At 70.1% G+C, this 24,552-nt stretch carries 22 protein-coding genes; 9 read left to right on the top strand and 13 right to left on the bottom strand.

From position 1 onward, the window contains the following. Window positions 1-160: 160 nt before the first annotated feature. On the bottom strand, window positions 161-1,012 hold the full coding sequence (locus tag AB0I53_RS28190) for a MurR/RpiR family transcriptional regulator (RefSeq protein ID WP_358609183.1): 852 nt from the start codon (window positions 1,010-1,012) through the stop codon (window positions 161-163). 157 nt (window positions 1,013-1,169) lie between these two features. Here AB0I53_RS28190 and AB0I53_RS28185 point away from each other — a divergent pair, with 157 nt between their 5' ends. After that, window positions 1,170-1,868 (top strand): FadR/GntR family transcriptional regulator, encoded by a 699-nt coding sequence (locus AB0I53_RS28185; RefSeq protein WP_358609181.1) that lies wholly within the window; start codon window positions 1,170-1,172, stop codon window positions 1,866-1,868. Between the two features lie 23 nt (window positions 1,869-1,891). On the opposite strand, the gene AB0I53_RS28180 is transcribed toward AB0I53_RS28185, so the two are convergent. Continuing rightward, entirely contained in the window at window positions 1,892-2,944 is a 1,053-nt protein-coding gene (locus tag AB0I53_RS28180; protein ID WP_358609178.1) for an Lrp/AsnC family transcriptional regulator, read from the bottom strand. Window positions 2,945-3,061: 117 nt separating this feature from the next. Here AB0I53_RS28180 and AB0I53_RS28175 point away from each other — a divergent pair, with 117 nt between their 5' ends. Next, entirely contained in the window at window positions 3,062-4,585 is a 1,524-nt protein-coding gene (locus AB0I53_RS28175) for an AbgT family transporter (protein WP_358609175.1), read from the top strand. Between the two features lie 17 nt (window positions 4,586-4,602). Continuing rightward, complete coding sequence (locus AB0I53_RS28170) at window positions 4,603-5,859, top strand: amidohydrolase (protein WP_358609173.1); 1,257 nt, start codon at window positions 4,603-4,605, stop codon at window positions 5,857-5,859. 186 nt (window positions 5,860-6,045) lie between these two features. Here AB0I53_RS28170 and AB0I53_RS28165 read toward each other — a convergent pair whose 3' ends face one another. Further along, the gene (locus AB0I53_RS28165) at window positions 6,046-6,681 is read right to left on the bottom strand and encodes a helix-turn-helix domain-containing protein (protein WP_358609170.1); all 636 of its coding nucleotides are present in this window, start codon (window positions 6,679-6,681) and stop codon (window positions 6,046-6,048) included. A 67-nt stretch (window positions 6,682-6,748) separates the two neighbouring features. On the opposite strand from AB0I53_RS28165, the gene AB0I53_RS28160 reads away from it, so the two are divergent. From AB0I53_RS28160 to AB0I53_RS28145, 4 genes are all read left to right on the top strand, one after another. After that, on the top strand, window positions 6,749-7,576 hold the full coding sequence (locus AB0I53_RS28160; protein WP_358609167.1) for a class I SAM-dependent methyltransferase: 828 nt from the start codon (window positions 6,749-6,751) through the stop codon (window positions 7,574-7,576). Window positions 7,577-7,590: 14 nt separating this feature from the next. Beyond that, a complete protein-coding gene (locus tag AB0I53_RS28155) occupies window positions 7,591-8,430 on the top strand; it encodes a methyltransferase domain-containing protein (RefSeq protein WP_358609164.1) in 840 nt (279 codons plus the stop codon). 504 nt (window positions 8,431-8,934) lie between these two features. Next, on the top strand, window positions 8,935-9,192 hold the full coding sequence (locus AB0I53_RS28150) for a hypothetical protein (protein ID WP_358609161.1): 258 nt from the start codon (window positions 8,935-8,937) through the stop codon (window positions 9,190-9,192). Between the two features lie 129 nt (window positions 9,193-9,321). Next, window positions 9,322-9,786, top strand: a complete 465-nt coding sequence (locus AB0I53_RS28145; RefSeq protein WP_358609158.1) for a DinB family protein — start codon at window positions 9,322-9,324, stop codon at window positions 9,784-9,786. On the opposite strand, the gene AB0I53_RS28140 is transcribed toward AB0I53_RS28145, so the two are convergent. Then, the gene (locus tag AB0I53_RS28140) at window positions 9,772-10,185 is read right to left on the bottom strand and encodes a hypothetical protein (protein ID WP_358609155.1); all 414 of its coding nucleotides are present in this window, start codon (window positions 10,183-10,185) and stop codon (window positions 9,772-9,774) included. The genes AB0I53_RS28145 and AB0I53_RS28140 overlap by 15 nt on opposite strands. Before the next feature lie 427 nt (window positions 10,186-10,612). Here AB0I53_RS28140 and AB0I53_RS28135 point away from each other — a divergent pair, with 427 nt between their 5' ends. Further along, window positions 10,613-12,460: a CocE/NonD family hydrolase gene (locus AB0I53_RS28135; RefSeq protein WP_358609152.1), complete on the top strand. Its 1,848-nt coding sequence runs from the start codon at window positions 10,613-10,615 to the stop codon at window positions 12,458-12,460. Window positions 12,461-12,528: 68 nt separating this feature from the next. Here AB0I53_RS28135 and AB0I53_RS28130 read toward each other — a convergent pair whose 3' ends face one another. From AB0I53_RS28130 to AB0I53_RS28100, 7 genes are all read right to left on the bottom strand, one after another. Beyond that, complete coding sequence (locus AB0I53_RS28130) at window positions 12,529-14,175, bottom strand: DUF885 domain-containing protein (RefSeq protein WP_358609149.1); 1,647 nt, start codon at window positions 14,173-14,175, stop codon at window positions 12,529-12,531. Between the two features lie 117 nt (window positions 14,176-14,292). Next, window positions 14,293-16,056, bottom strand: a complete 1,764-nt coding sequence (locus AB0I53_RS28125) for an acetyl/propionyl/methylcrotonyl-CoA carboxylase subunit alpha (RefSeq protein ID WP_358609188.1) — start codon at window positions 16,054-16,056, stop codon at window positions 14,293-14,295. A 70-nt stretch (window positions 16,057-16,126) separates the two neighbouring features. Further along, window positions 16,127-16,378, bottom strand: coding sequence for an acyl-CoA carboxylase subunit epsilon (locus AB0I53_RS28120; protein WP_358609146.1), 252 nt, complete (start codon window positions 16,376-16,378; stop codon window positions 16,127-16,129). 28 nt (window positions 16,379-16,406) lie between these two features. Then, complete coding sequence (locus tag AB0I53_RS28115) at window positions 16,407-18,047, bottom strand: acyl-CoA carboxylase subunit beta (RefSeq protein WP_358609143.1); 1,641 nt, start codon at window positions 18,045-18,047, stop codon at window positions 16,407-16,409. 300 nt (window positions 18,048-18,347) lie between these two features. Beyond that, complete coding sequence (locus AB0I53_RS28110; protein WP_358609140.1) at window positions 18,348-19,541, bottom strand: TetR/AcrR family transcriptional regulator; 1,194 nt, start codon at window positions 19,539-19,541, stop codon at window positions 18,348-18,350. A 109-nt stretch (window positions 19,542-19,650) separates the two neighbouring features. Beyond that, window positions 19,651-20,505, bottom strand: coding sequence for a methyltransferase domain-containing protein (locus AB0I53_RS28105; RefSeq protein WP_358609137.1), 855 nt, complete (start codon window positions 20,503-20,505; stop codon window positions 19,651-19,653). A 58-nt stretch (window positions 20,506-20,563) separates the two neighbouring features. Continuing rightward, complete coding sequence (locus tag AB0I53_RS28100; protein WP_358609134.1) at window positions 20,564-21,940, bottom strand: glutamine synthetase family protein; 1,377 nt, start codon at window positions 21,938-21,940, stop codon at window positions 20,564-20,566. 142 nt (window positions 21,941-22,082) lie between these two features. Between AB0I53_RS28100 and AB0I53_RS28095 the strand changes: the two genes are divergently transcribed. After that, on the top strand, window positions 22,083-22,811 hold the full coding sequence (locus AB0I53_RS28095; protein ID WP_358609131.1) for a DUF899 family protein: 729 nt from the start codon (window positions 22,083-22,085) through the stop codon (window positions 22,809-22,811). Here the strand turns inward: AB0I53_RS28095 and AB0I53_RS28090 are convergent, their stop codons facing one another. Together AB0I53_RS28090 and AB0I53_RS28085 are read right to left on the bottom strand one after the other, a co-directional pair. Then, window positions 22,812-23,423, bottom strand: a complete 612-nt coding sequence (locus tag AB0I53_RS28090; RefSeq protein WP_358609128.1) for an FMN reductase — start codon at window positions 23,421-23,423, stop codon at window positions 22,812-22,814. It lies immediately after the preceding gene. Next, the gene (locus tag AB0I53_RS28085; RefSeq protein ID WP_358609124.1) at window positions 23,420-24,517 is read right to left on the bottom strand and encodes an LLM class flavin-dependent oxidoreductase; all 1,098 of its coding nucleotides are present in this window, start codon (window positions 24,515-24,517) and stop codon (window positions 23,420-23,422) included. The genes AB0I53_RS28090 and AB0I53_RS28085 overlap by 4 nt, the downstream gene beginning before the upstream one ends. Window positions 24,518-24,552: the final 35 nt, after the last annotated feature.

Here is a 24,552-nt window from a genome sequence, read left to right as displayed (position 1 = left end):
TGGGCTAAGCGGCTGCGCCGCTTCAAAGACAAAACGCCCGCGTTACCACATCCGCACGTCACCACATCCAAAACAGCCTCTATAGCAGCCCAAAACACTCACGGCCCCGTTACCAGCGGAAACACCGTCACCGACGCGCTGGCCTCCGTGCGTCGGGCCGTTACTCCGCGACGTCTTCGGCCAGGTCGTCGTAGCGGGCCAGGCGCTTGCGCGGTTCATCGCCGAGCTCGTCGACCAGCGCCGCCACCACGGCTTCGACCAGGGCGAGGGCCGGAACCAGGGAGTCGAACGGGGACGGCGCCTGCACGCTGGCGGGCAGCACGATGTCGGCCGAGCTGGCCAGCGGCGACAGCCACGGGTCGGTGAACAGGATCAGCGCCGCGCCCTGCTTCTTGGCGAGGTCGCCGAACCGGATGGTCGCCTTCTCGTACCGCCGGTAGTCGAACGCCACCACCACGTCGCGGCGCCCCATGTCGAGCAGCACCGCTGCGCGGTCACCGCCGCCGTCGGGCACGTGCGAGGTGCGCGGCCGCAGCTCGCGGAGGTGCCCGGCGAGGTACTGCGCCAGGATCCCGCTGAAGCGGCCGCCGATGGTCGTCACCGGACGGCGCGCGTCGGCGAGCAGGGCCACCGCCGCGTCCACCTCGTCGGCGGGCACCGCCCCCAGGCTGGATCGGATGCCCTGCGTGAAGGCCTCCACCGACCGGTCGAGGGCGTGATCACCGGCCCGGCCGGCGGTCTTGGCGTACATGTCCAGCGGCGAGGACAGCCGCTCGCCCAGCTCGTCCTTGAGCGCCTGCTGGAACTCCGGGTACCCGACGAATCCCAGCTTGCCGACCAGCCGGAGCACGGTCGGGGCGCTCACCCCGGCCCGGGCGGCGAGCCGGGCCACGGGCTCCAGCCCGGCGAGCGGGTAGTCGGCCAGCAACAACCGGCAGACCTTCCGCTCCCCGGCGGTGGCGGTGCCCTGCTGCTGCCGGAGCAACTCCACCACGGGAGTTCGACCACTCATGAAGAACCCCACCAAGTCCGCGGAACCCCACCACATCGGACTATACCCATCCGGCGGCCGCGGGCGGTCCTCAGTGGACCGCAGGCTTGACCGGGCGAGGACGGGGCGTTTAGGGTCGCTGGGTTCTGGGCATCTGATGTCGCGCGAGGAGGTCCGGGTGTCACTGCCGGAAGAGCTCGCCGAGCGGCTGCTCGGGGCGATCATCGACGGCACCCATCCGCCCGGGGTCGCGCTGCCGTCCGAGAGCGAGCTCGCCGAGCAGTTCTCGGTGAGCAGGCTGACCGTCCGCGAGGCCGTCAAGGCGCTCCGGGTGCAGAACGTCGTGCGCATCCAACGGGGTCGCGGAACATACGTGAACCCGCCCGCGCAGTGGACCGCGCTAGATCCGATGATCCGGGCCGCCACGGCGCCCCGGTCGAGCCGGGTGGTGTCGGAGAGCCTGATCGACGCCCGCCGGCTGCTGGAGGTCGGGGCCGCCGAGCTCGCCGCCGTCAAGCGGACCGAGGAGGACCTGGCGCAGCTGCGGGAACAGCTGCAGGACATGCAGGCCGCCGCCGACACCGACGACGTGGAGCTGTTCGTCGCCGCCGACATCGCCTTCCACAACACCGTGATGCAGTCCACGGGAAACGCGTTCATCCCGCTGATGTTCGAGCCGTTCGGCCGGCTGCTGGTGGAGGGCCGGCGGGAGACCTCGGCCGTCCGCGAGATCCGCGCCAACGCGATCGAGCACCACACCAAGATCCTGCGCGCGCTGGAGTCGGGAGATCCGGCGAAGGCCAGGCAGGCGATGACGGATCACCTCGCGCAAACGTCCGAAGACCTGCGCACCCACGTGATCGACAAGCACTCCTGACCGTCCCCGCAGAGCCGCCAATTTTAGGCGAAATTGGACGGCCGCTCGCGGGAGCCCAGGTGGAGGTCGGCCCAGGGATCGGTGGGGACCACCTCGGTGCTTCGGCCGAGGTCGTCCAGCAGACGGGACTGGCGCTTCAGCTGGTGCAGGGTGATCGCGCGTTCCGCGAGGGACAGCGACGGCAGGCGGGCCGCCAGGCGCTCCTCCAGGTGCTGGCTGTCCTCCGGCGAACGCAGCCAGACGATCATCACCAGGTTGTGCTCCCCCGTCACCGCGGCGCAGAACCGGATCTCCGGCAGCGTCGCCAAGGTCCGGCCCACCGCGGAGAGCTCGTCGGGCGGCACGTTCGCCCAGAAGATCGCCGAGATCGGCCAGCCGGTGAGGCTCTGCGCGACCTCGCAGCGGATCGACACCAGGCCGTGGTCCACGAGCCGCACCATCCGCCGCCGCGCGGTGGACACGCTGGTGCCGGTGAGCGCGGCGAGCTCCGCCACGGAACGACGGCCGTCGATGCTCAGCGCGACGAGCAGGTCGCGGTCCTGCTCGGTCAGCACGCCCTGACGGGCGCGCGGCGGCGCGTGCTCCGCGAGCTCCGCGCGCTGCGCGGGAGTGAGCGCGTTGAGCCGCCAGTGCGCGCCCTCGCCGTAGACCGTGGTGGCCGTGTGCACGCTGGTGCGCCGGACGCCGGGATGGTGGCTGAGTTCGTCCAGCACGAACCGGGACAGCGCGGGCAGGCTCCGCGCGTTGATGATCACGAACAGGTCCCGCCCGCTGCCGACGTGGTGCACCGAAACGACCTGCGGCAGCCGCGCGAGCAGCATCGCCAGCCCGTCCCGTTCGGCCGGCAGGCAGTCGATCTCCACGCAGCCGAGCACGTGCGCCGACGGCGCGGTCAGCCGCGCGTACGCGGTCATCCACACCAGGCCTTGCTCGGTGATCCGCTGCCAACGGCGCGCCACCGTGCTCGGATCGACGCCGAGCACCGCGCCGAGCACCTGCCAGGAGCCGCGCGGGGCGATCTGCACGGCGTTGACCAGGGCCAGGTCCAGCTCGTCGAGGTTGGACAAATCTTGCATGCACGAACCTTCATGTGACCGTTTCCGGCAATCCAAGCAGCGCGGCTGACGGCTTGTCCACCCTTGCCCCACTGCGGGTTCGAGCCCGCGGCGAGTTCGACTGCGCCCGGAGATCACATGGACACAGCGCGTACCCGGCCCACCCGACTGGATCGGGTCTTCGCCGGGATCGAACGGCTCGGCAGCAGGATTCCCGAGCCGTTCTTCCTGTTCGTCTACCTGCTGACCGCGCTGGCGGTGATCTCCACCGCGGTGGCGGCGTTCGGCGTCACCGTCGAGGTGCCGGGCAAGCCCGAGCCGATCGCGGTGCGCGCGGTGCTCAGCACCGAGGGCCTGGTGTGGTTCCTGACGAACTTCGTGGACAACTTCATCGGCTTCCCGCCGCTGGGCACGGTGCTGGCGATGATGCTCGTCGTCGGGTTCGCCGAGCGGACCGGGTTCCTGACCGCCGCGGTCACCCTCGTCTTCGGTCGCGCGCCGCGCTGGCTGCTGCCCTACGTGGTGGCGTTCGTGGCGTGCCAGGCGCACGTGATGTCCGATCCGTCGCTGATCGTCATCCCGCCGCTGGCGGCGCTGATGTTCAAGGCCGCCGGGCGGCACCCGGTGGCCGGGCTCATCGGCGCTTTCGCTTGCGGCGCAACGGGTTACGCGGGCGGCATCCTGGTCGGTTCGCTGGACGGGCTGCTTGAGGGCATCACCCGCAAGGCGCTGCAGATCGCGCCGCTGGCCACCGAGGTGCACACCCACATCGCGATGAACTACTTCTTCGCCGCGACCGCCGGCCTGCTGCTCCCGCTGGTCGGCGGATTCCTGATCGACCGGGTGCTGGAGCCGCGGCTCGGGCCGTGGACCGATCCCGACGGCGAGCAGGTGACGGAGCTGACCGCGCGGCAGCGCAAGGGCGTGTGGCGGGCGTTCGCGGTGCTCGCCGGTTACGTCGTGCTGGCGTTCGGCACCTGGCTGCTGCCCGGCAGCTTCCTGCGCGGCGACGGCGGCGCGCTGGTGCCCTCGCCGTTCCTGGAGAGCATCGTCCCGCTGATCATCATCGCCTTCCTGCTGGCCGGGCTGGTCTACGGGCGCACCGCGGGCACCGTCGCCGAGCGCGCGGACGTGCCGCGGATGATGACCGAGACGGTCAAGGACATGGCCGGCTACATCGTGTTCATCTTCGTCGCCGCCCAGTTCATCGCCCTGTTCACCTGGTCGAACCTGGGCACGCTGATCGCCGTCGGCGCCGCAGACGGGCTGCGGGCCGCGAACCTGACGGGCTTCCCGGCGATCATCGTGATGGTGCTGCTGGCGACGGTGGCGAACCTGTTCGTCACCTCGGGTTCGGCGCTGTGGTCGCTGCTGGCGCCGGTGATGATCCCGGCGTTCACCATCCTCGGCTACGACCCGGCGTTCATCCAGGCGGCGTACCGGATCGGCGACTCGACCACGCAGGCGGTCAGCCCGCTCAACGCCTACGTCTACATCCTGCTGAGCGTGAACCGGAAGTACCAGCCGGAGACGCAGCTGGGCACCCTGCTGGCCCGGTTGAGCGTCTTCGTGCTGCCGTTCTTCGCGATGTGGCTGCTGATCCTCGCGGTGTTCTACTTCTTCGACCTGCCGGTGGGCCCTGGCGCCGGCATCCGGCTGTGACCGTCTACAAAGGATAGATGATGCAGTTCGACGAGCTCGTGGCGCTGCGGCGCGACTTCCACCGGTACGCCGAGCCCGCGTTCCTGGAGATCCGCACGTCCAGCATCGTCGCGTCGCGGCTGCGGGCGCTGGGCCTGGAGCCGCTGACCGGCCAGGCCGCGATGCGGGCGGACACCGTGGTCGACTACCCGACCGCCGAGCGGCGCGAGCTGTTCGCGGAGCGGGCCGTGAACACCGGCGCCGACGCCGCGAGCGTCGAGCACGCCGCCGAGTTCGGCACGGCGGTGATCGCCGAGATCAAGGGCAACCGGCCGGGCCCGGTCTGGGGCCTGCGGTTCGACATGGACGCCCTGCCGCTGGCGGAGTCCGAGAGCGCGGAACACGCCCCGGCGGCACAGGGATTCCGCTGTGACTACGGCGCGATGCACGCCTGCGCCCACGACACCCACACGGCCATCGGCCTCGGCCTGGCCAGCCGCCTGGCGGCGAACAACGACTTCGCGGGCACGGTCCGGTTCCTGTTCCAGCCCGCCGAGGAAGGCGGCCGCGGGGCGGCGTCGATGATCGCCGCCGGGGCGGCGGAAGGCATCGACCGGTTCGTCGCGGTGCACCTCGGGCTCGACGAACCGGCAGGGAAGGTCAGCGGCGGAATCCAGGGCCTGCTCGCCACCACCAAGATGCGGGCCAGGTTCACCGGCACGGCCGCGCACGCCGCCGGAGCTCCGGAGCAGGGCGCGAACGCGCTGGTCACGGCGGCGAGCGCGCTGCTCAACGTGATGGCGCTGCCGCGGTACTCCACTGCGGACACCCGGATCAACGTGGGCACGCTGCACGGCGGCGACAACGTCAACATCGTGCCGTCCTGGGCGGAGATGACGCTGGAAGCCCGGTCCACGGACTCCGACGTCAGCTCTGACCTGACGGAGCGCATCAAGTCCACACTGCGCGGCTCGGGCGCGATGCACGGGGTCGGCGTGGACGTGGTGGAGACCGGCGGATCGGCCACTATGGACTGCGATGCCGAGCTGGTGGACACCATCGACCGGATCGCGGCGGAGCTCTCCGACGCCGGAACCACCGACGGGTTCAAGCAGATGGGCGGCAGCGACGACGCCAGCCTGTTCGCCCGCGAAGTCCAGCGCGCAGGCGGCATCGCGACCTACATGACGGTCGGCGGCGGGAACACGGCGCCGCACCACAACCCGCTGTTCGACATCGACGAGTCGGCGATGCCGGTCGCCCTCGAAGTCCTGGAACGCCTCATCCGCCGCTGACCCCGCAGGCCGTGGTTCTTCCGGTTCGCGGCAGGGAGATTCGCGCCTGCGCAAGCGGCGGAGCCACCACCCCGGCAGCTACTGAAGCGAACGGACCGTTCACCTCACCTATCGAGGCAAACGGTCCGTTCGCTCCACGTCGGCCTGCGCACCATCGCGTGTCACAGCACAACGCGACTCCCATCGCTACCGGCGAACAGCGAGCTGCGCGCGCAGGAGCTCGAAAACCCACTGCTCCCACTGTTCCGGCTTCCAGCCGCGATCGCGCACCACGAGCAGGTAGAGCTCGGGGCCGAGCAGGCCGAACAGCACGTCGGCGGCGTGCTCCGCGGACACGTCGGCGCGTGCTCCCGGCTTGGCGACGAGGGCGGCGGCAGCGGCGGCCTGGACGGTGTAGCGAGGGTCGGGTCCCTGCGGCCAGAGCTCGGTGACCTCGGGGTCGGTCGCCGCGGCGATGCGCAGCACCTCGGTGATCGCCGCGACCCGCTCCATGATCTGCCGCGTGCCCGCGACATGCGCGCGCAGCTGGGCCTCGGCGGTCTCCGCTTCGAGGGCCTCGCGGAACCACGGCCGGTCCATCGTCGCGATCGGCTCGTCGTCGCCCGCGATGGCGGTGTCCACGACCTCCTTCAGCAGGTTCCGCTTGTTGCGGAACGTGAAGTAGATGGTCTGCACCGCGACGCCGGCCCGGTCGGCGACGTCCTGCAGTGGCGTCGCGCCGTAACCGCGCTCCACGAACAGCTCCCCGGCCGCCTGCAGCATCCGCAGCCGCGTCTGCCTGGCCTTCTCGGCCCGCTTGCCGCCCTTGTTGACCGAACTCATGACCGGAGTCTATAACTAGAGTCGAACTCTAGAGAGCAACTCTAGTCAAAATCCGAGGGAGTCACCGATGCGATCCGTGGTCAACACCCAGCAGGCGGAAGCGTGGAACGGCTGGGAAGGCGAGCTCTGGGCCGAGAACCCGGACCGCTACAACGGGATGCTCGACGATTTCAACGCCCCACTGTTCGCCGCCGCCGAGATCGACGAGGCCCACCGGGTCCTCGACGTCGGATGCGGAACCGGGCGCACCACGCGGCTGGCCGCCGGACTCGCGGCACGAGGCCGAGCCGTCGGCGTCGACATCTCCGCCCCCATGCTGGCCCGCGCCCGCGCCGACGCGGCGGACATACCGAACGTCGAGTTCGTGCAGGGCGACGCCCAGGTCCACCCGTTCCCGGACGGCGGATTCGACGTGGCCATCAGCCGTGGCGGCGTGATGTTCTTCGCCGACCTCGTCGCCGGATTCGCCAACATCCGCCGCAGCCTCCGCCCCGGCGGACGGCTGGCGTTCATCGGCCCGACCGCCCCGAACCCCGACGGCGACTACGCCCGCGCCACCGCGCCCCTGGCCGAATTCCTCCGCGGACCGTCGCCGGCGGCCCGCGGCATGATGTCCCTGACCGCCCCGGACCGAATCCGCGAGGTGCTCACCGGAGCCAGATTCGGCGACATAACCATCGACCGGACCGAAGCCACCGAGGCGCTGGGAGCGGATGCGGCCGATGCCGCCGAGTTCGTCTGCTCGCTGGGACCGGTCCGGTTCAACCTCCAGGACGTCCCGAAATCCACTGTGGACCGAATCCGGGACGAGGTGCGCGCCGGTTTCGAGCCGTACGAAACCCCGCAGGGAGTCCAGGTCCGCGGCACCGTCTGGCTCGTCCGGGCCACCAGTTGATCCGGGAGAACACCGTGGAATCCATCGTGAACACCAGCCAGGCCGACGCGTGGAACGGCTACGAAGGCGAGCACTGGGCCGAGCACCAAGACCGCTACGACGCGGTGAACAGCGGATTCAACGAGCCCCTGCTGAACGCCGCGAACATCGGCGAGCGGGACCGCGTGCTCGACATCGGTTGCGGCAACGGGCAAACGACCCGCCTGGCCGCAGCCCGAGCAGCACACGCGGTCGGCATCGACCTCTCGGCACCGATGCTGCGACGAGCCCGGGAGGCCGCGGCGCGGGAGGGCATCACCAACGTGGTGTTCGAGCCGGGTGATGCGCAGACCCACCCGTTCCCGGACGGCGGATTCGACGTTGCGATGAGCCGGTTCGGGGTGATGTTCTTCGCCGATCCCGTCAGGGCCTTCGCCAACATCCGCCGCAGCCTGCGGCCGGGCGGGCGACTGGCGTTCGTGTGCCTGCGGAACCGGACCGAGGGAGACCTGGGCACAGTGCTGGCCGCAATGCTGAGCCGGATCCCCGAACCGCCCGCCGAAGCCCCGGACGTGCCAGGACCGACCTCGCTCGCCGACCCCGAACGCATCCGAGAAGTGCTGACCGAAGCAGGTTTCGCGAACCTGAAGATCACCGCCGCGGAAGCCCCGCAGGTGTGGGGCCGGAATGCCACGGACGCGGCCGACTTCCTCTTCGACTGGGCCCCGGTCCGCCACCTGCGATCCAACACATCCCCAGACGACACGAGAAGAGCAAGAGCGGCACTAACCGAAGCGATGCAGCGGTTCGCCGAGCCCGACGCAGTCCGCCTGCGAGGCGCAGCATGGCAAGTCACCGCCACCCGACCGACCTGAGTCGCTGCGGTGCCCAGTCCGGATCTGTGGTGTCGAGCGCGTTGAGGTGATCGTGGACGATGTCGGCGTCCGTGTGGCCGAGCCGCTCGAGTACGGCGAGTGCGGACTGCCAGGCTTTGCGGGCTCCTCCCGGACGCCACCTGCGTTCAGGGCTTCACCGAGCTTGGTGAGGCTGTCCGCCTCGCCCAACTCGGGATGTGTGACTCCGCGCGCTGCCCGCAAGCCACCCAGCATCCCTGCCACCGGCCCGTCTGGGCCGAGCACGCCGCACAGACCAAGACAGACAACGAGGCCGACACGTGAGAATCACTGCCGCCCAACGTCTCCAGAACGAGAATCGGATCCGCGCCGCCATCGACCGACTCTTGCGCGGGCGAGATCCGATCCGGCGGGCGCTGCGATGTCAAGGCCCTTGCCGCCGAAGCCGGTGTCGATCGCACCGCCTTCCACGGCGCTCGACCCTACGCCCACCTTGGGATAGAATTCGAGCAACGCCTGCGCGCGGTGCAACAGACCGGCAACATCCCGGATCCCCGCGACGCGCAGATCTTGCGACTCAAAGCCGACAATCGCGCACACAGCGAGCGGCTCGCCGAGGCCACCGGCACGATCGACGAACTCACCGACTTCCGCGCACAAGCCATCGCGCGCCTGGCCGCCCAGCACGAGGAAATCACCCGCCTACGTCAGGCGGCTGACGAGGACGCCAGAACGTCGATCACACGCCTCCCACGGCGCAACGCGGCCATCGGCCCCTGCTGAAACGGGGCGCCGACAACCGAAACCACAAGTACAACAGGCAGATCCATCCCCACGAACAGAATCGAGCCGACAATGACATGGTCGATACCGCGAATCACCACCGGCGCTGAACGCCGTTTGCTCGAGAGCATGCTCGACCGCAACCGGGCCGAGTTGATCAACACGGTGCGCGGTCTGTCCGAAGCAGAGGCCCGCCGCCGCCTCGTTGCGTCGCCGACCACCCCGATCGGATTGCTCAAGCACGCCGCAGTCGCCGAACGGATCTGGTTCCAGCACGTCCTGGCGGGCCTGCCCAAGAGCGAATGTGATGGCGGCACGACGCCGCGCGACGCCAGTTTCATCGTCGACGACAACGAGACCCTGGCCGACGTGATCGCCGAATTCGAGCGCGCCAGCGAGCGCTCGCGCGTGATCGCCGCCGACTTCGACCTCGACGACACCACAACACACCCCGACCTCGGCGACGTCAACCTGCGGTTCATCTACCTGCTCATCATGGAGGACTTCGCGCGTCACGCCGGCCACGGCGACATCCTCCGCGAGCAGATCAAGCAGCCCGCCGCATCCACCACCGACGTTTCAGAACAGCCATGATCGAGTTATCCATGCCACGTCATCGAGGCGGACAACAACACGCGCACTCCTTCGCGTCGCATATCCGTGCGGCGCACATCGAGGCAGCTCAATCGCCACACGCACCCATCTGAACACGGCGACTGCGGACACAAGACGCTTGTTCGCGACCGAGCTGATCAACAACGGCCTGCCGATCCACATCGGCACCGCACTTCTCGGCCACCTCAACATCCAGACGACAACGTCATCACCCACTACCAGCAGTTTCTCGACCGCCGCAGGGAACAACGCCCGGAGGACGAATACCGCATCATCAACGCCGAGGAATGGCAGGAGTTTCAGGAACACTTCGACGAACGCCGCGTCGAACTCGGCTCCTGCGGTCGCCCCTACGGCACCGGCTGCACCCACGAGCACGCCTGCTTCTCCGAACCAACTCACCGTCCATTGTGGCCAAGTCGGTTGCGGGAGTGGGTGCGTGAGTGCCTCGTCGAAGCTTGAGAGGACACTCGCCGATGACGGCCTAGCGGGCGTTCAGGGCTCCTGGGGCTTGCGAACCAGCAGTTGGGCCTGCTGGAACTGCCGCTCGTCTTCGTGAGGCTCGCGCAGCTACCGGGCGACCTCGACGAACCCGGCCTGCGCGCTATTGCGCGCCCCGTCCGGCGATCCCACGCATCCCCTTCGAAGACGATCAGGAAAACGACCACCACGAGACTGGCGCAAGCACGACCGAACCTGCATCACCGTCCGCGCAAGCCACGAAACGAAGTAGCTCGATGCCACCAGCTCGCGTAACCCGGCGGTGGTCTGATCGTTGATCTCCCGAACTCCCCGGGAGGTCATCATGCGCCGCTGTTCGCTGGCCCTGCTTCTCGCCCTGGCGACCGTTCTCGCCGGGTTGACCACCGCCGAAACCAGTTCCGCTCAGGCAGGTTGGGTGGCTCGTGGCGAGGAATATCCCGCCACAGCCACCGAAACCGATGTCGCGATCCCGATGTCCGACGGCGTAATCCTGCGCGCCGACATCCAGCGCCCGGCCGACTCCTACGGCCAGCCGGTCGACGGCCGATTCCCCGTGCTGCTGACCATCACCGCCTACAACAAGACCGTGCTCGACGGGCCTGCGTCCGCCGAACTCGGCAATGCGGGCTACTTCGTCCAACGCGGGTACGTGCAGGTCACCGTCGACGCGCGCGGCACCGGCGGCTCCGGCGGTTCCTGGGCCGCGTTCAGCGCTCGGGAGAACACCGACGCCGGCGAGATCGTCGACTGGGCCGCCTCTCCCGACCGGCCGTGGAGCAACGGTTCGGTGGGCATGCACGGCGCTTCCTACATGGGCATCAGCCAGCTCTTCGCCGCCGCCAACCGGCCCGCCGGGCTCAAGGCGATCTTCCCGCAGGTCCCCGCCGCCGACACCTACCGGGATGTCGTCGCCTCCGGTGGTGCGCTCGACGTCGGGTTCATCCCGCTGTGGCTAGGCCTGGTCACCGGAACCGGGCTGATCCCACCCGCCTACGGCGCGGGCGAACCGGACAACGCGCTGCAGATGTACCTCTCGCGGGTGCAGGGCGTCACCGGGTTCACCGCGCCGATGCTGCTTTCCGCGACGCTGGGGCTGGACTCGGCCTTCGACGGGCCGTTCTACGCCGAACGTTCGCCGATCAACGTGCTCGACCGCATCGACGTGCCCACCTTCCTCGTCGGCGGCGAGTACGACCTTTTCCAGCGCGGCACGCCGATGGTGTTCGACCGGCTCCGCGAACGCGGCGTCCCGGTGAAGATGATCTTCGGGCCGTGGGACCACCTGCAGGGCAGCACCGGCGCCGGGATCGACGAAGCCGGCTACGGCACGCTGCAGGAACTCCAACTGCGCTGGTTCGACCACCAGGTGCGAGGCCTGCCCGACCCGGCGCTGGATTCCGACATCCCGCCGCTGACCTGGCACGAGATCAACTCCGGCGAGTGGCACCACGCGCAGGGCTGGATCGACGAGCAGCGCGCCACCACATTCCAGCTTTCCGGCAGCTCTTTCCCCGGCGTGCCGGGGAAACTGGTCGCCGACGGCGCCGAACAGGGGCAGAGCACCGTCGCCCCGATCCCGGTCTCCGGGTTGTGCACCCGCTCGACCAACCAGTGGACGGCCGGGCTGCCCAACACCGCTGGGATCGCGCGGCTTTGCGAGGACAACCGGTGGAACGACTTGTCCGGCGCGGTTTTCGAGACCGAGCCGGTGGCGGAACCGCTGCGGATGCGTGGCCCGATCAACGCGCGGCTGCACACCTCGACGCCGACCGGCAACGGCATGCTGTCGGTATCGGTGTCGTCGGTGTCGCCGACCGGCGAGGTCAACCGGCTCACCGGCGGCTGGCAGGTGCTGTCGCACCGGGCGCTGGACGAATCGCGCTCGCGCTACCTCGACGGGCAGCTGATCCAGCCGTACCACCCGTTCACCAAGGAAACGCAGAACCTGTTGCAGCCTGGGGAAATCGCGCCGATCGACGTGGAGGTCTTCCCCACGGGTGCGGTGATCCCGCCCGGCCACCGGCTGCGGATCGCCGTGCAGGCCTTCGACGTCCCGCACCTCTTGCCGACGCTGCGCGACCTACCAGCGGCGCTGTCGCCGCTGACCATCCACAACTCCGCACAGCACCCGTCGCAGATCACGCTGCCGACGATCCCCGCGGAGAGGTGATCTGCTGACGATAACGGTTTGAGGCCGCGGCCGGTGCTTCGTGGCCGCCGCGGCCTCCCGGCCGTTGGTCAGCGCGCGGCGTTGATCCAGTTCTCGACGACATCGGCCAGCACGGTCATCGGCAACGGGCCATTGGTGAGGACGAGGTCGTGGAATGCTTTGAGGTCGAAACCGGCGCCGAGTTCGCACTCGGCCGCGGCTCGCAGGCGCTGGATCTCCAGACGTCCCACCATGTACGACAGCGCTTGGCCGGGCAACTCGACGTAGCGATCGATCTCGACTTGGACGTCCACTTCGGACAGAAGGGTGTGCGAGAGCAGGAAGTCGATCGCCTTCTGACGGCTCCAGCCTCGTGCGTGCAACCCCGTGTCGACGACCAGTCTGGCAGCCCGCATGGAATCCTCCGCGAGCATGCCCAACCTCGCGAGGTCGCCGGAGTACAGCCCCATCTCGTCGGCCAGCCGCTCGGCGTACAGCGCCCACCCCTCGACGTAGACGTTGATATCCGCGAGGCTCCGCAGCATCGGCAGCCCGTCGATCTCCTGCGCGAGCGCCAACTGGAAGTGGTGCCCCGGCACCGCCTCGTGGAACGCCACCGCCTCCGCGGTGAACCGCTCACGTTCCTCGGCCCGGTAGGTGTTGGCGAAGTACGTCCCCGGACGGGAACCGTCCAGCGCGGGCCGGTTGTAGTAGGCCGACACGTTGGGTGCCTCGTTGTCAGGAACGGGCTCCACAGCGCAACGCCCAGCCGGAACCCGCCGGAACCAGCCCTGTGCCGCCCGTTCGGCGCGCTCAACCGTCTCCCGAGCGACGGTCAGCAACTCCTCCGGGCTCCGCCACCGCAACGCCGGGCCCGTGCGGAGCCTGTCCTGCACCTCGCCGGCGGTTGCGGCGCCGAAGACCCGCGAACCGATCTCGACGTACTCCTCAGCGAGCTCCTCGATGAGGTCCAAGCCTGTCTGGTGCAGGTCGTCCGGCGTGCGTTCGGTGGTCGTGTGCACCCGGGACAGCGCCGCGTACACCTCCGCGCCATCCGGCAACCAGCACAGGCCCGGCTTCTCCTCCGGCCTTCCGCGTGGCACGACCTCGGTGCCGATCATGTCGCGATAGCGCGCGAACGCCGGATGGACCACGCCTTCCAGGAGGCTGTCGCGCTCGGCGACGCGGGAGCCGCTCAGCGCCGGTCCGCGAAGAGGATCGTGCTCCGGGTCGGCGAGGTACCGGTCGAGACTCGCGACGGCGGCGCGACCCAAGTACGCCAGCGGAAGCCGACCAGCCGCCATACCAGCGCGGTGACGCTCCGCGGCGTCCGCGAGATAGCTGGGAATCGCGGCCAACCTGGTCAGATAGGCGCGTTCCCCATCGTCTCCCGCGGGCCGCAGCTGCGGAAGCCCGTGCAGCAGCGCTCCGGCGGGCGCGGTCAGCTGGAACGCGAGCGTGTGCTCGATCAGCTTGGCGTCCACTCTTGCCACCAGCGCCATCGCCTGCTGCACCACAACAGCCCGCGTCACGTTCTCCTGCTCCCCGAGTCCATCGAGGTCGGCCGCACGCTGGGCGATGTGCTCGGCGCTGGCCTTGCGCGCGAGATCGGCCCGCTCGCTGAGATCGGGCAACTCGTGGTCATGCCCGCGGATGCCGAGCGACGTAGCCACCAAGGGATTCTCCTGGTGCAGCAGGGCGAGCATCTCGTCGGCGAGCTGGGTCACGGTCGTCATGCGAAATTGATACTCGATCAGCGGGCTGGTCGTCATGGAGTTTTCCCCGCAAACAAGTGAGGGGCACCCGTGACCGAAGCAACTCGGTCACGGGTGCCCCTCACCCGGAAAGCTGGATCAGTCCTTCAGTTCGCAGAGCGTGGTGCCCTGGGACACCGAGTCGCCCGGCTGCGCCGACAGGCCCGTCACCGTGCCCGCCTTGTGGGCCGTCACCGGGTTCTCCATCTTCATCGCTTCCAGCACCGCGATCAGGTCGCCCGCCGCGACCTCCTGGCCGTCGGCCACCGCGATCTTCACGATCGTGCCCTGCATCGGCGCGGTCACCGCGTCGCCGGACACCGCCGCCCCCGCCTTGCCCGTGGAGCGCTTGCGCGGCTTCGCCTTCGCCGCCGGGGCCGCCGACGAGACCGCCAGCTCCGCAGGCAGCGAGACCTCCAGGCGGCGGCCGCCGACCTCGACGGTGATCGTCTGCCGCGGTTCCGGCTCCTCCGCCTCGACGCCGCCGGTGAACGGCTCGATGTTGTTGTCGAACTCCGTCTCGATCCACCGGGTGTGCACCGTGAATCCGTCGGCTCCGACGAACGCCGGGTCGCGGACGATCTCGCGGTGGAACGGCAGCACCGTGGCCATGCCCTCCACGACCATCTCGTCCAGCACCCGCCGCGAGCGCTCCAGCGCCTGCTGCCGGTCCGCGCCGGTGACGATCACCTTCGCCAGCAGCGAGTCGAACTGGCCGCCGATCACGCTGCCCGTCTCGACGCCGGCGTCCACCCGGACACCAGGGCCGTGCGGCGCGACGAAGCGGGTCACGGTGCCCGGCGCGGGCAGGAAGTTGCGGCCCGCGTCCTCGCCGTTGATCCGGAACTCGATCGAGTGGCCGCGCGGCTCGGGGTCGGCCGTGATCCGCAGCTTCTCACCGGCGGCGATGCGGAACTGCTCGCGCACCAGGTCCAGGCCCGTGGTCTCCTCCGACACCGGGTGCTCCACCTGCAGGCGGGTGTTGACCTCCAGGAACGAGATCGTCCCGTCCAGGCCCACCAGGAACTCCACCGTGCCCGCGCCGTAGTAGCCGGCCTCGGCGCAGATGGCGCGCGCCGCCTCGTGGATGGTGCGGTGCTGGTCGTCGCTGAGGAACGGCGCCGGGGCCTCCTCGACGAGCTTCTGGTGCCGCCGCTGCAGCGAGCAGTCGCGGGTGCCCACGACCACCACGTTGCGGTGCTGGTCGGCGAGGACCTGCGCCTCGACATGCCGCGGCCGGTCCAGGTAGCGCTCCACGAAGCACTCGCCGCGGCCGAACGCCGTCTCGGCCTCGCGCACCGCCGAGGCGTACAGCTCGGGGATCTCCTCCATCGTCCGGGCGACCTTCAGGCCCCGGCCGCCGCCGCCGAACGCGGCCTTGATGGCCACCGGCAGCCCGTGCTCCTCGGCGAAGGCGACGACCTCGTCGGCACCGTTGACCGGGTCCTTCGTCCCCGGCACCAGCGGCGCGCCCGCGCGGGTCGCGATGTGCCGGGCGGTGACCTTGTCGCCGAGGTCCCGGATCGCCTGCGGCGACGGCCCGATCCAGATCAGGCCCGCGTCGAGCACCGCCTGGGCGAACTCGGCGTTCTCGGACAGGAAGCCGTAACCGGGGTGCACCGCGTCGGCCTCGGCGCGCTTGGCGACGTCGATGATCTTGTCGATGTTCAGGTACGACTCGCCGGGCGTCGAACCGCCCAGCGCGAAGGCCTCGTCGGCCAGCCGCACGAACACCGCGTCGGCGTCGGGCTCGGCGTAAACGGCGACGGAGGCGATGCCCTCGTCCTTGCAGGCGCGGATCACCCGCACCGCGATCTCACCGCGGTTGGCGATCAGGACCTTGCTGATCGGCGTCACGTCCACAGTGGTCAACTCCTCATTTCCCGGCGCGACGCCGGACGGCTGGCGAAAATCTTGTTGGCGGGCAACGACATCAGCCCGGGAGGGCCGACGCGCGCCAGGCGTGCGGGCCGGGGCGCAGCGGCCGGCGGCCCGCCGGGTGGCGAAGCGCGGCGGCCGGGTCGCCCCACAACGACATCGGTCGCTGCTGCGGCGCGGCGGCCGCGGCGTTCGCGGCGGCCACGCCGCTGAGCGCCGCGGTCAGGGCGGCGATCTCGGCGTCGTCGGGATTGCCGCGCACGATGCGCAGCACCGGACGCTCCTCCGGCGTCGCGTCCTGGCTCATCGGGCACCTCCTCGCGGGTGGGACGACGTCACAGCGGGATGTTGCCGTGCTTCTTCGCGGGCAGGCTGGCGCGCTTGTCGCGCAGCATCCGCAGCGACCGCGCCACGTACCCGCGGGTGTAGGACGGCGGGATCACCGAGTCGACGTAGCCGCGTTCGGCGGCCGCGTACGGGTTGCAGAGGGTGTCCTCGTACTCCTGCTGCAGCTGCGCCCGCGTGGCCTCGACGTCTTCGCCGTTCTCGGTCGCTTCGGCGAGCTGCCGCCGGTAGAGGATGTTCACCGCGCCCTGCGCGCCCATGACCGCGATCTGCGCGGTCGGCCACGCCAGGTTGACATCCGCGCCCAGGTGCTTGGAGCCCATCACGTCGTAGGCGCCGCCGTAGGCCTTGCGGGTGATCACGGTGACCAGCGGGACGGTGGCCTCGGCGTAGGCGTACAGCAGCTTCGCGCCGCGCCGGATGATGCCGTTCCACTCCTGGTCGGTGCCCGGCAGGAAGCCCGGCACGTCGACGAAGGTCAGCACCGGGATGTTGAAGGCGTCGCAGGTTCGAACGAACCGCGCGGCCTTCTCGCTGGCGTCGATGTCCAGGGTGCCGGCGAACTGGGTGGGCTGGTTTGCGACCACGCCCACCGGGTGGCCCTCGATGCGACCGTAGCCGGTGATGATGTTCGGCGCGAACAGCGCCCCGACCTCCAGGAACTCCTCGTCGTCGACGACGCGGGAGATGACCTCGAGCATGTCGTAGGGCTGGTTCGGCGAGTCCGGGACCAGCGTGTCCAGCTCGCGGTCGGCGTCGGTGATCGCCTCGGCGATCGAGCCGGCGCCGGTGTCGGGACCGTCGAAGACCGGCGCCTCGGCCAGGTTGTTGCTGGGCAGGAACGACAGCAGCTCCTTGACGTAGGCGATGGCGTCCGCCTCGTCGGTGGCCAGGTAGTGCGCGTTGCCGGAGCGCGAGTTGTGGGTGCGCGCGCCGCCGAGCTCCTCGAAGGTCACGTCCTCGCCGGTGACCGTCTTGATGACGTCCGGGCCGGTGATGAACATGTGCGAGGTCTGGTCGACCATCACGGTGAAGTCGGTGATCGCCGGCGAGTACACCGCGCCGCCCGCGCACGGGCCCATGATCAGCGAGATCTGCGGGATCACGCCGGAGGCGTGGGTGTTGCGCTTGAAGATCTCGGCGTACAGGCCCAGCGCCGCGACGCCTTCCTGGATGCGCGCGCCGCCGGAGTCGTTGATGCCGATCAGCGGGCAGCCGGTCTTCAGCGCCAGGTCCATGACCTTGACGATCTTCTCGCCGAACACCTCGCCCAGCGACCCGCCGAAGACGGTGAAGTCCTGGGAGAACACGCACACCTTGCGGCCGTCGACGGTGCCGTAGCCGGTCACCACGCCGTCGCCGTAGGGGCGGTTCGCGTCCATGCCGAAGTTCGTGGAGCGGTGCCGCGCGTGCTCGTCGAGCTCCACGAACGAACCCGGGTCCAGCAGCATGTCGATGCGCTCGCGGGCGGTGTTCTTGCCCTTCGCGTGCTGCTTGGCCACCGCGCGCGCCGAGCCGGCGTGCACCGCCTCGTCATTCCGCCGGTACAGATCCGCCAGCTTGCCGGCGGTCGTGTGGATGTCCGGCACGTCCACCGGCGGCTGACCGACCGGCTCCGTCGCGCTGCTCATGCAACCAACCTGTCCTCGTTACCTGCTCGGCTCCAGTGTCTGCCGCGCACCCGCGGCGTTCCAGGCCCGGAGCTGGTGAGCGCCTCGGCGCGTGGAGCCGGTTCGTCACTCTAATGCCGGGCGCGGCGCGCGTGCTGGCAGACCTGGTCATCACGGAGCCTAATGCGGCGCGGCGATCGAAGTCAATTTCGAAGTGAGCTGCCCCTAGTTCCCCCAGGCCAGGCATTCGACCATTCTCCTGCGGGGATGACGCTTAAGTGAATATCTAGTAGTAGTCAGTCGCGATCTGCTTGTGGCCGATCACACGGCCTCGACCGGCGTGTCCAGCATCAGCGCCGACCCGATCCGCAACAGCACGTCGACGTCGCGCACCGCGCCGGTGCGCGCCATGTCGTTTGCGACCGTCAACGCCGCCTGCACCAGGATCCGGGCGCGCACCGGGTCGAGCCCCGGCCGCGCCTCGCACAGCAGCCCGACCCACTCGGCCACGTAGGCGTGCTGGGTCTGCCGCGCCCGGTGCCGTTCCGCATCCGGCAGGTGGTTGACCTCGCTGACCAGGATGTCGATGAACCGGCCGTGGTCGACGGCGAAGCCGATGTAGGAGCGCAGCAGCTCGCGCAGCGCGTCATCGGCGGCCGGCGTGCTGGCCAGGGTCCGTTCGAGCTCGACCTCCAGCCACGCGTTGCCGCGGGTGATCACGGCGCCGAGCAGTTCCTGCTTGCTGGCGAAGTAGTTGTACAGGCTGGGCCCGGCGATGCCGGCCGCCGCGCCGACGTCCTCGGTGGTCACCTCGGTGTAGCCGGCGTCGGAGAACAGCCGCATCGCCGCGGCCAGCAGCAGCCGCCGCCGGGAGGCGCGCCCGGCGAACAGCGCGGACCGCTGGTCGGCGTCGGGCTCGTGGCGGTCGGCGAACCGCTGCGGCGGCTGGGTCCCGATGACGACCACCATGGCCCGCAGCAGCTGCTCGAAATGGCGCCGCGACAGATCCACCTGGTGGTAGGACGGGCTGGTCAGGACGCTGAACATGCACCAGGCGCGGAACCGGGCGTCCTCGCCGGTCAGCTCGGGCCGGAAGGCGCGCGCCACCTCGGCGAGCCCGCTGGCGACACCGCGCAGCTCCTCGCGCAGCACGTCGCGCTGCTCCGCCGGCAGGTGCCGGGCTTCGCGCTGCCAGAGCACGCCGAGCTGGCGGTGCTCCAGCGCTGCTGCGGCGAGCTGCGCGACCACGTCGTCCAGGTCCCGGTCGGCCACCTGCGCGGCGATCGCGTTGAACGGGTGGAGCTCGTCGAGCACGACCCTGGTCAGCAGTTGCTGCTTGCCCGCGAAGTGCCGGTACAGCGCCGACGACCCGACACCGACCGCCTCGGCGATGTCGCTCATGCCCACCCGCGCGTAGCCGAGCCGGTAGAACAGGTCCGCGGCGGCGGCGGTGATCAGCGCCCGGCGGTTGCGGGGACGCGTGTTGCGGGCAGGTGGATTGGTCACCTCAGCCATCGCCGCCTCCCCTGCTCGCCCGGCACAGCGAGCATACTTGCGCGCCGCACCGGGCGACGTGGCCGAGGACCCTCCACATGAGATCGCCGGCGACACCACTGGCCAGGTGCTACCCGCGCCAGGTGGCCGTGACCAACCAACCATGCGTCGTCGCCACCACGGAGCCGGAGCGCTCCAGCGTCCGCAGCGCGGCCGTGGCCTCCTCGCGCGCCCGGCCGATGGCTTCGTCGTCGGCGTCGGCGAGCCAGAACCGCATCGGGCCCCAGCCGAAGACGAACTCGGCGGCGTCGGCCGCGTCCTCGCCCAGCACCATCTCGGACTCGACCTGCCGCAGGGCGACGTCCGCGAAACCGGCTTCGGTCAGGACCTCGCGGATGCGCGCGGGATCGGTGAACGTGGCCGGTCCCGGCGCGGTGTCCTCGGCCGGATCGGGCAGGGCGACGTGCGTGGCGATCGCCGCCCACACCGCGTCGAAGTCGGTGTCGGAGGCGTCCCGGCCGCACCCGAAGGCGAGCCGCCCGGCGGGCTTCAGCGCCGCGCCGATGTTGGCGAACGCGGCCACCGGATCGGCGAAGTACATGATCCCGCCGCGGCTGATGGCCACGTCGAACCGGGCGGCGGGAAAGTCGTGAACCTGCGCATCGCCCTGTTCGAAGGTCACGTTGCCGATGCCTTCGTCGGCGGCGGTGCGCCGGGCGCGTTCGAGCATCGGCCCGGACAGGTCGACGCCGAGGACGTTCCCGTCGGCCGCCTTGCGCGCGGCGGTTCTGGTCGTCTGCCCGTTGCCGCACCCGATGTCGAGCACGCGGTGATCGCTCGCGATGCCCGCCGCATCGAACAACTCGACGTCGTTGCGGCCGCCGCGCCCGCCGACCATCGCTTCGTACCGCTCCTGGTTCTCCGCCCAGTGAGTGCCTTCGTAGCCGTTCCAGGCTTCTGCCTGATGAGAGTTGACGATCTTCATGCAGCCGAGGCTGCCGCGGCGCGCTCGCAGCTCTCACACAGAACGCACACAGCGCTCGTCACCAGCACCAGCGGGTGCGGGCGGCGAGCTGCTCGGGCGTGGTGTCGGCGCATCGCTGCGCTTCGGCTCGGCGAACCGTGAGCATCGCGTCGTGCAGTTCCTTGCCCAGGGCGTCGGCCAGCACTTCAGACGTCTCCAGAGCATCAGCCGCCTCGGCCGCGTTCGTGGGCAGTCGGCGGATTCCCGCCGCCGCGCGCTCGTCGTCGGTCAGCGCCGCCGGGTCGCCGGTGATCTCCGCGGGCAGCCGCAGCTCCTCGCGCACGCCCGCGAGGCCCGCCGCCAGCACCGCGCCGACCGCCAGGTACGGGTTCGCGGTGGCGTCGAAGCACTTCACCTCGGCGTTGGCGGCCCACTGCTCGGTGCCGGTCGTGCCGGTGATCAGCCGCATCGCGGCCTCCCGCGCCTCCCGGCCCCACACCTGCCACACCCCGGCCCAGCGGGACGGCTCCAGCCGCAGGAAGCTCGCCGGGTTGCCGCCGCCGATCGCTTGCAGCGCGGGAAGTTCCCGCAGCACTCCGGCCAGGAACGCCTCGCCGGGAGGCCGCAGCCCGTACCGGCCCGGGCCGTCCGCGAACAGGTTGCCGTCCGAGCCGTGCACGGACAGGTGCAGGTGCCCGCCGGAGCCCGCACCACCGGGCACCAGGCAGGGCGCGAAGCTGGCGCGCCAGCCGTGGCGGCGCGAGACCGCGCGCACGGTGTGCCGCACCAGCAGTGCGTCGTCGGCCGCGCCGAGCGGATCCTTCGCGGCCACCGACAATTCGACCTGCCCGAGCGCGTATTCGGGATGGAACTGCTGTACTTCGAGCCCCTGCTCGCGCAGCGCGGCGACGAGTTCGAGCGCGTAATCCGCCGTCGCCTCCAGGCGCACCTGGCCGTAGGCCGGGCCGGTGAAAGCCGGGACGAACTCGTCGGCACCGGGCTCGCTCAATGCCCATTCGTGTTCGAAGGCGGTGAGAACGGTCAGCCCCGCGTCGGCCGCGGCCTGAGCCTGGCGAGCGGCGAACGCCCGCTGGCAGGCGACGAATCGCTGCCCGTCCTGGCCGAACTTGTCGGCGGGCGCCCACGCCCAGCCCGGCAACGCCGCCAGGCGCACCAACCGGTCCAGGTCGGGCACCAGCCGCAGGTCGCCGTCCGGCCCGCCGAGGTAGCGACCCGGCACCATCACATCGTCGAAGGTGAACGTCTCGAAGCACGGCGAGGCCCCGACGCCGAACCGCGCAGCGGCGGACAACCGGTCCAGCGGAACCGATTTCACCCGCACGATCCCGGCATTGTCCACAAAGGACATCTCGACCAGCTCGACGCCCCCGCCGCGCAGCCGCGCGATGGCATCGGCCAGCCCGGCCGGATCGTCCCGCGGAATCCGCTCGCTCATACCCGCCACGCTATCCGGCGGCGCAAGCGGAAACGCACCGTCGACGGCCATCTCGCCCCCATCGTTGCGCGATGAGTTTCGGCCGTCCGGCCGGTCATACCTTGCGAAGGCGCCGATGCGCCCGCAGAGGGATGGTGAACCAATGGAAGCCAACAGCACGCACCCGTTGCCCCAGATCGTCGACCGGGCCACCTGGCAGGCTGAGATCGACCGGCTGGTGGTGCGGGAGAAGGCGCACACCCGCGAGGGTGACGCGATCGCGGCCGCCCGGCGGCGGCTGCCGATGGTCGAGGTTGACGCGCAGGTCCCGCTGGTCGGGGCGCAGGGCACGGTGCCCCTGATCGACGTGTTCGAGGGACGCCGGCAACTGATCGCCTACCTGCACATGTGGCACGACGGCAAGCCCGCCGCCGAGCAGTGCGAGGGCTGCACGTTCTTCACCGGGCACGCACGAGAACTGTCCTACCTGCACAGCCGCGACGTCACCTACGCGACGTTCTGCCAGGGCCCGTACGCCGAAAGCGCCCGGTACCGGGACTTCATGGGCTGGGAGATGCCCTGGTACTCGGCGCGGGACTCGGGAGACGCGTTGCTCTCCGGGCGCGATTTCGGCGGCTATCTCTGCTACCTGCGCGACGGTGACCGGGTGTTCGAGACTTACTGGACGACCAGCCGCGGCGTCGAAGCCGGTGCCACCAGCTACCACCTGCTCGATCTCACCACCTACGGCAGGCAGGAGACCTGGGAGGACTCGCCGGAGGGCTGGCCGCAGCCCTACGCCACCGCCGGCGAGCAGTTCCGGACCGACGGTCGGCCCACGGCGCAGTGGTCCCGGCTCGCCGCGGGCCGGTCCGACGACCTCTCCGGCTGATCAGTTCCGGTTCTGGGACAGGAGTTGTTCGAAGGGGACCGGTTCTTCGAACGCGTCGGCGCGGGCGGGTGCCGGGCGGTGGTCGACGAGGGCCGCGAACTCGCCCGCCGCGCGGTCGACGCGGTCGGCCAGCGCCGCTCCGTCGCCCGCCGAACCCCAATCCTCCGACGCCGCGTACACCGCGGTCGGCACCACCACCGCCCGCAAGTAGCTGAACATCGGGCGGATCGCGTGTTCCAGCGCCAGCGAGTGGCGCGGCGATCCGCCGGTGGCACCGATCAGCACCGGCTTGCCGGCCAGCGAATCGGTTTCCACCACGTCGAAGAACGACTTGAACAGCCCGCTGTAAGACGCCTGGAAGATCGGCGTCACCGCGATCAGGCCGTCGGCCGCGGCCACCCGGTCGAGCACCTTCCGCAGCTCCGCGCCGGGAAAGCCGGTCACCAGGTTGTTCGCCACGTCCTTGGCGTGGTCGCGCAGCTCGACGACCTCGACGCTCGGCGACTCCGCCAACGCGCGGCCGGTCGCCGCGGCGAGCTGGTCGGCCAGCAGCCGGGTGGACGACGGCTGGCTCAGGCCCGCCGAGATCACGACCAGGTTCCGCTCGCTCACTTCGCCACCTCCGCCTTCTTCGCTTCCTTCGCCGCCAGCAGCGACGCGTGCGTCGGGGCGTCCGGCACGTGCGCCGGCCGCTTCCGCTCGAATTCCTTGCGCAGCACCGGGACGACCTCCTCGCCGAGCAGGTCGAGCTGCTCCAGGACGGTCTTCAGCGGCAGCCCGGCGTGGTCCATCAGGAACAGCTGGCGCTGGTAGTCGCCGATGTACTCGCGGAAGCCCAGCGTCCGGTCGATGACCTCCTGCGGGCTGCCGACCGTCAGCGGCGTCTGCTCGGTGAACTCCTCCAGCGACGGGCCGCCGCCGTACACCGGCGCGTGGTCGAAGTACGGCCGGAACTCGCGGACCGCGTCCTGGGAGTTCTTGCGCATGAACACCTGGCCGCCGAGGCCGACGATCGCCTGGTCCGCCGCGCCGTGCCCGTAGTGCTCGAACCGCCGCCGGTACAGGTCGACCATCCGCTGGGTGTGCTCCTTGGGCCAGAAGATGTGGTTGTGGAAGAAGCCGTCGCCGTAGTAGGCGGCCTGCTCGGCGATCTCCGGGCTGCGGATGGAGCCGTGCCAGACGAACGGCGGCACGTCGTCCAGCGGTCGCGGGGTCGAGGTGAACGACTGCAGCGGCGTGCGGAACTTGCCCTCCCAGTCGACCACGTCCTCCCGCCACAGCCGGTGCAGCAGGTGGTAGTTCTCGATGGCCAGCGGGATGCCCTGGCGGATGTCCTGGCCGAACCACGGGTACACCGGCCCGGTGTTGCCGCGGCCCATCATCAGGTCGACGCGGCCGTCGGCCAGGTGCTGCAGCATCGCGAAGTCCTCGGCGATCTTCACCGGGTCGTTCGTGGTGATCAGCGTGGTCGAGGTGGACAGGATCAGCCGCTCGGTCCGGGCCGCGACGTAGCCGAGCATGGTCGTCGGCGAGGACGGCACGAACGGCGGGTTGTGGTGCTCGCCGGTGGCGAAGACGTCGAGTCCGATCTCCTCCGCCTTGAGCGCGATCCGCACCATGGCCTTGATCCGCTCGGCCTCGGAGGGCGTGCGGCCGTTGGTCGGGTCGGTGGTGACGTCACCGACCGTGAAGATCCCGAACTGCATGTGAACTCCCTCGCTGGCCAGATCCCGATCATTTA

Origin of the sequence: Saccharopolyspora sp. NPDC050389 (assembly GCF_040655595.1) — a bacterium.
Taxonomy (GTDB): domain Bacteria; phylum Actinomycetota; class Actinomycetes; order Mycobacteriales; family Pseudonocardiaceae; genus Saccharopolyspora.
Note: the sequence above shows the minus strand (reverse complement) of the source record. Positions and strands in the feature narration are given on the sequence as shown.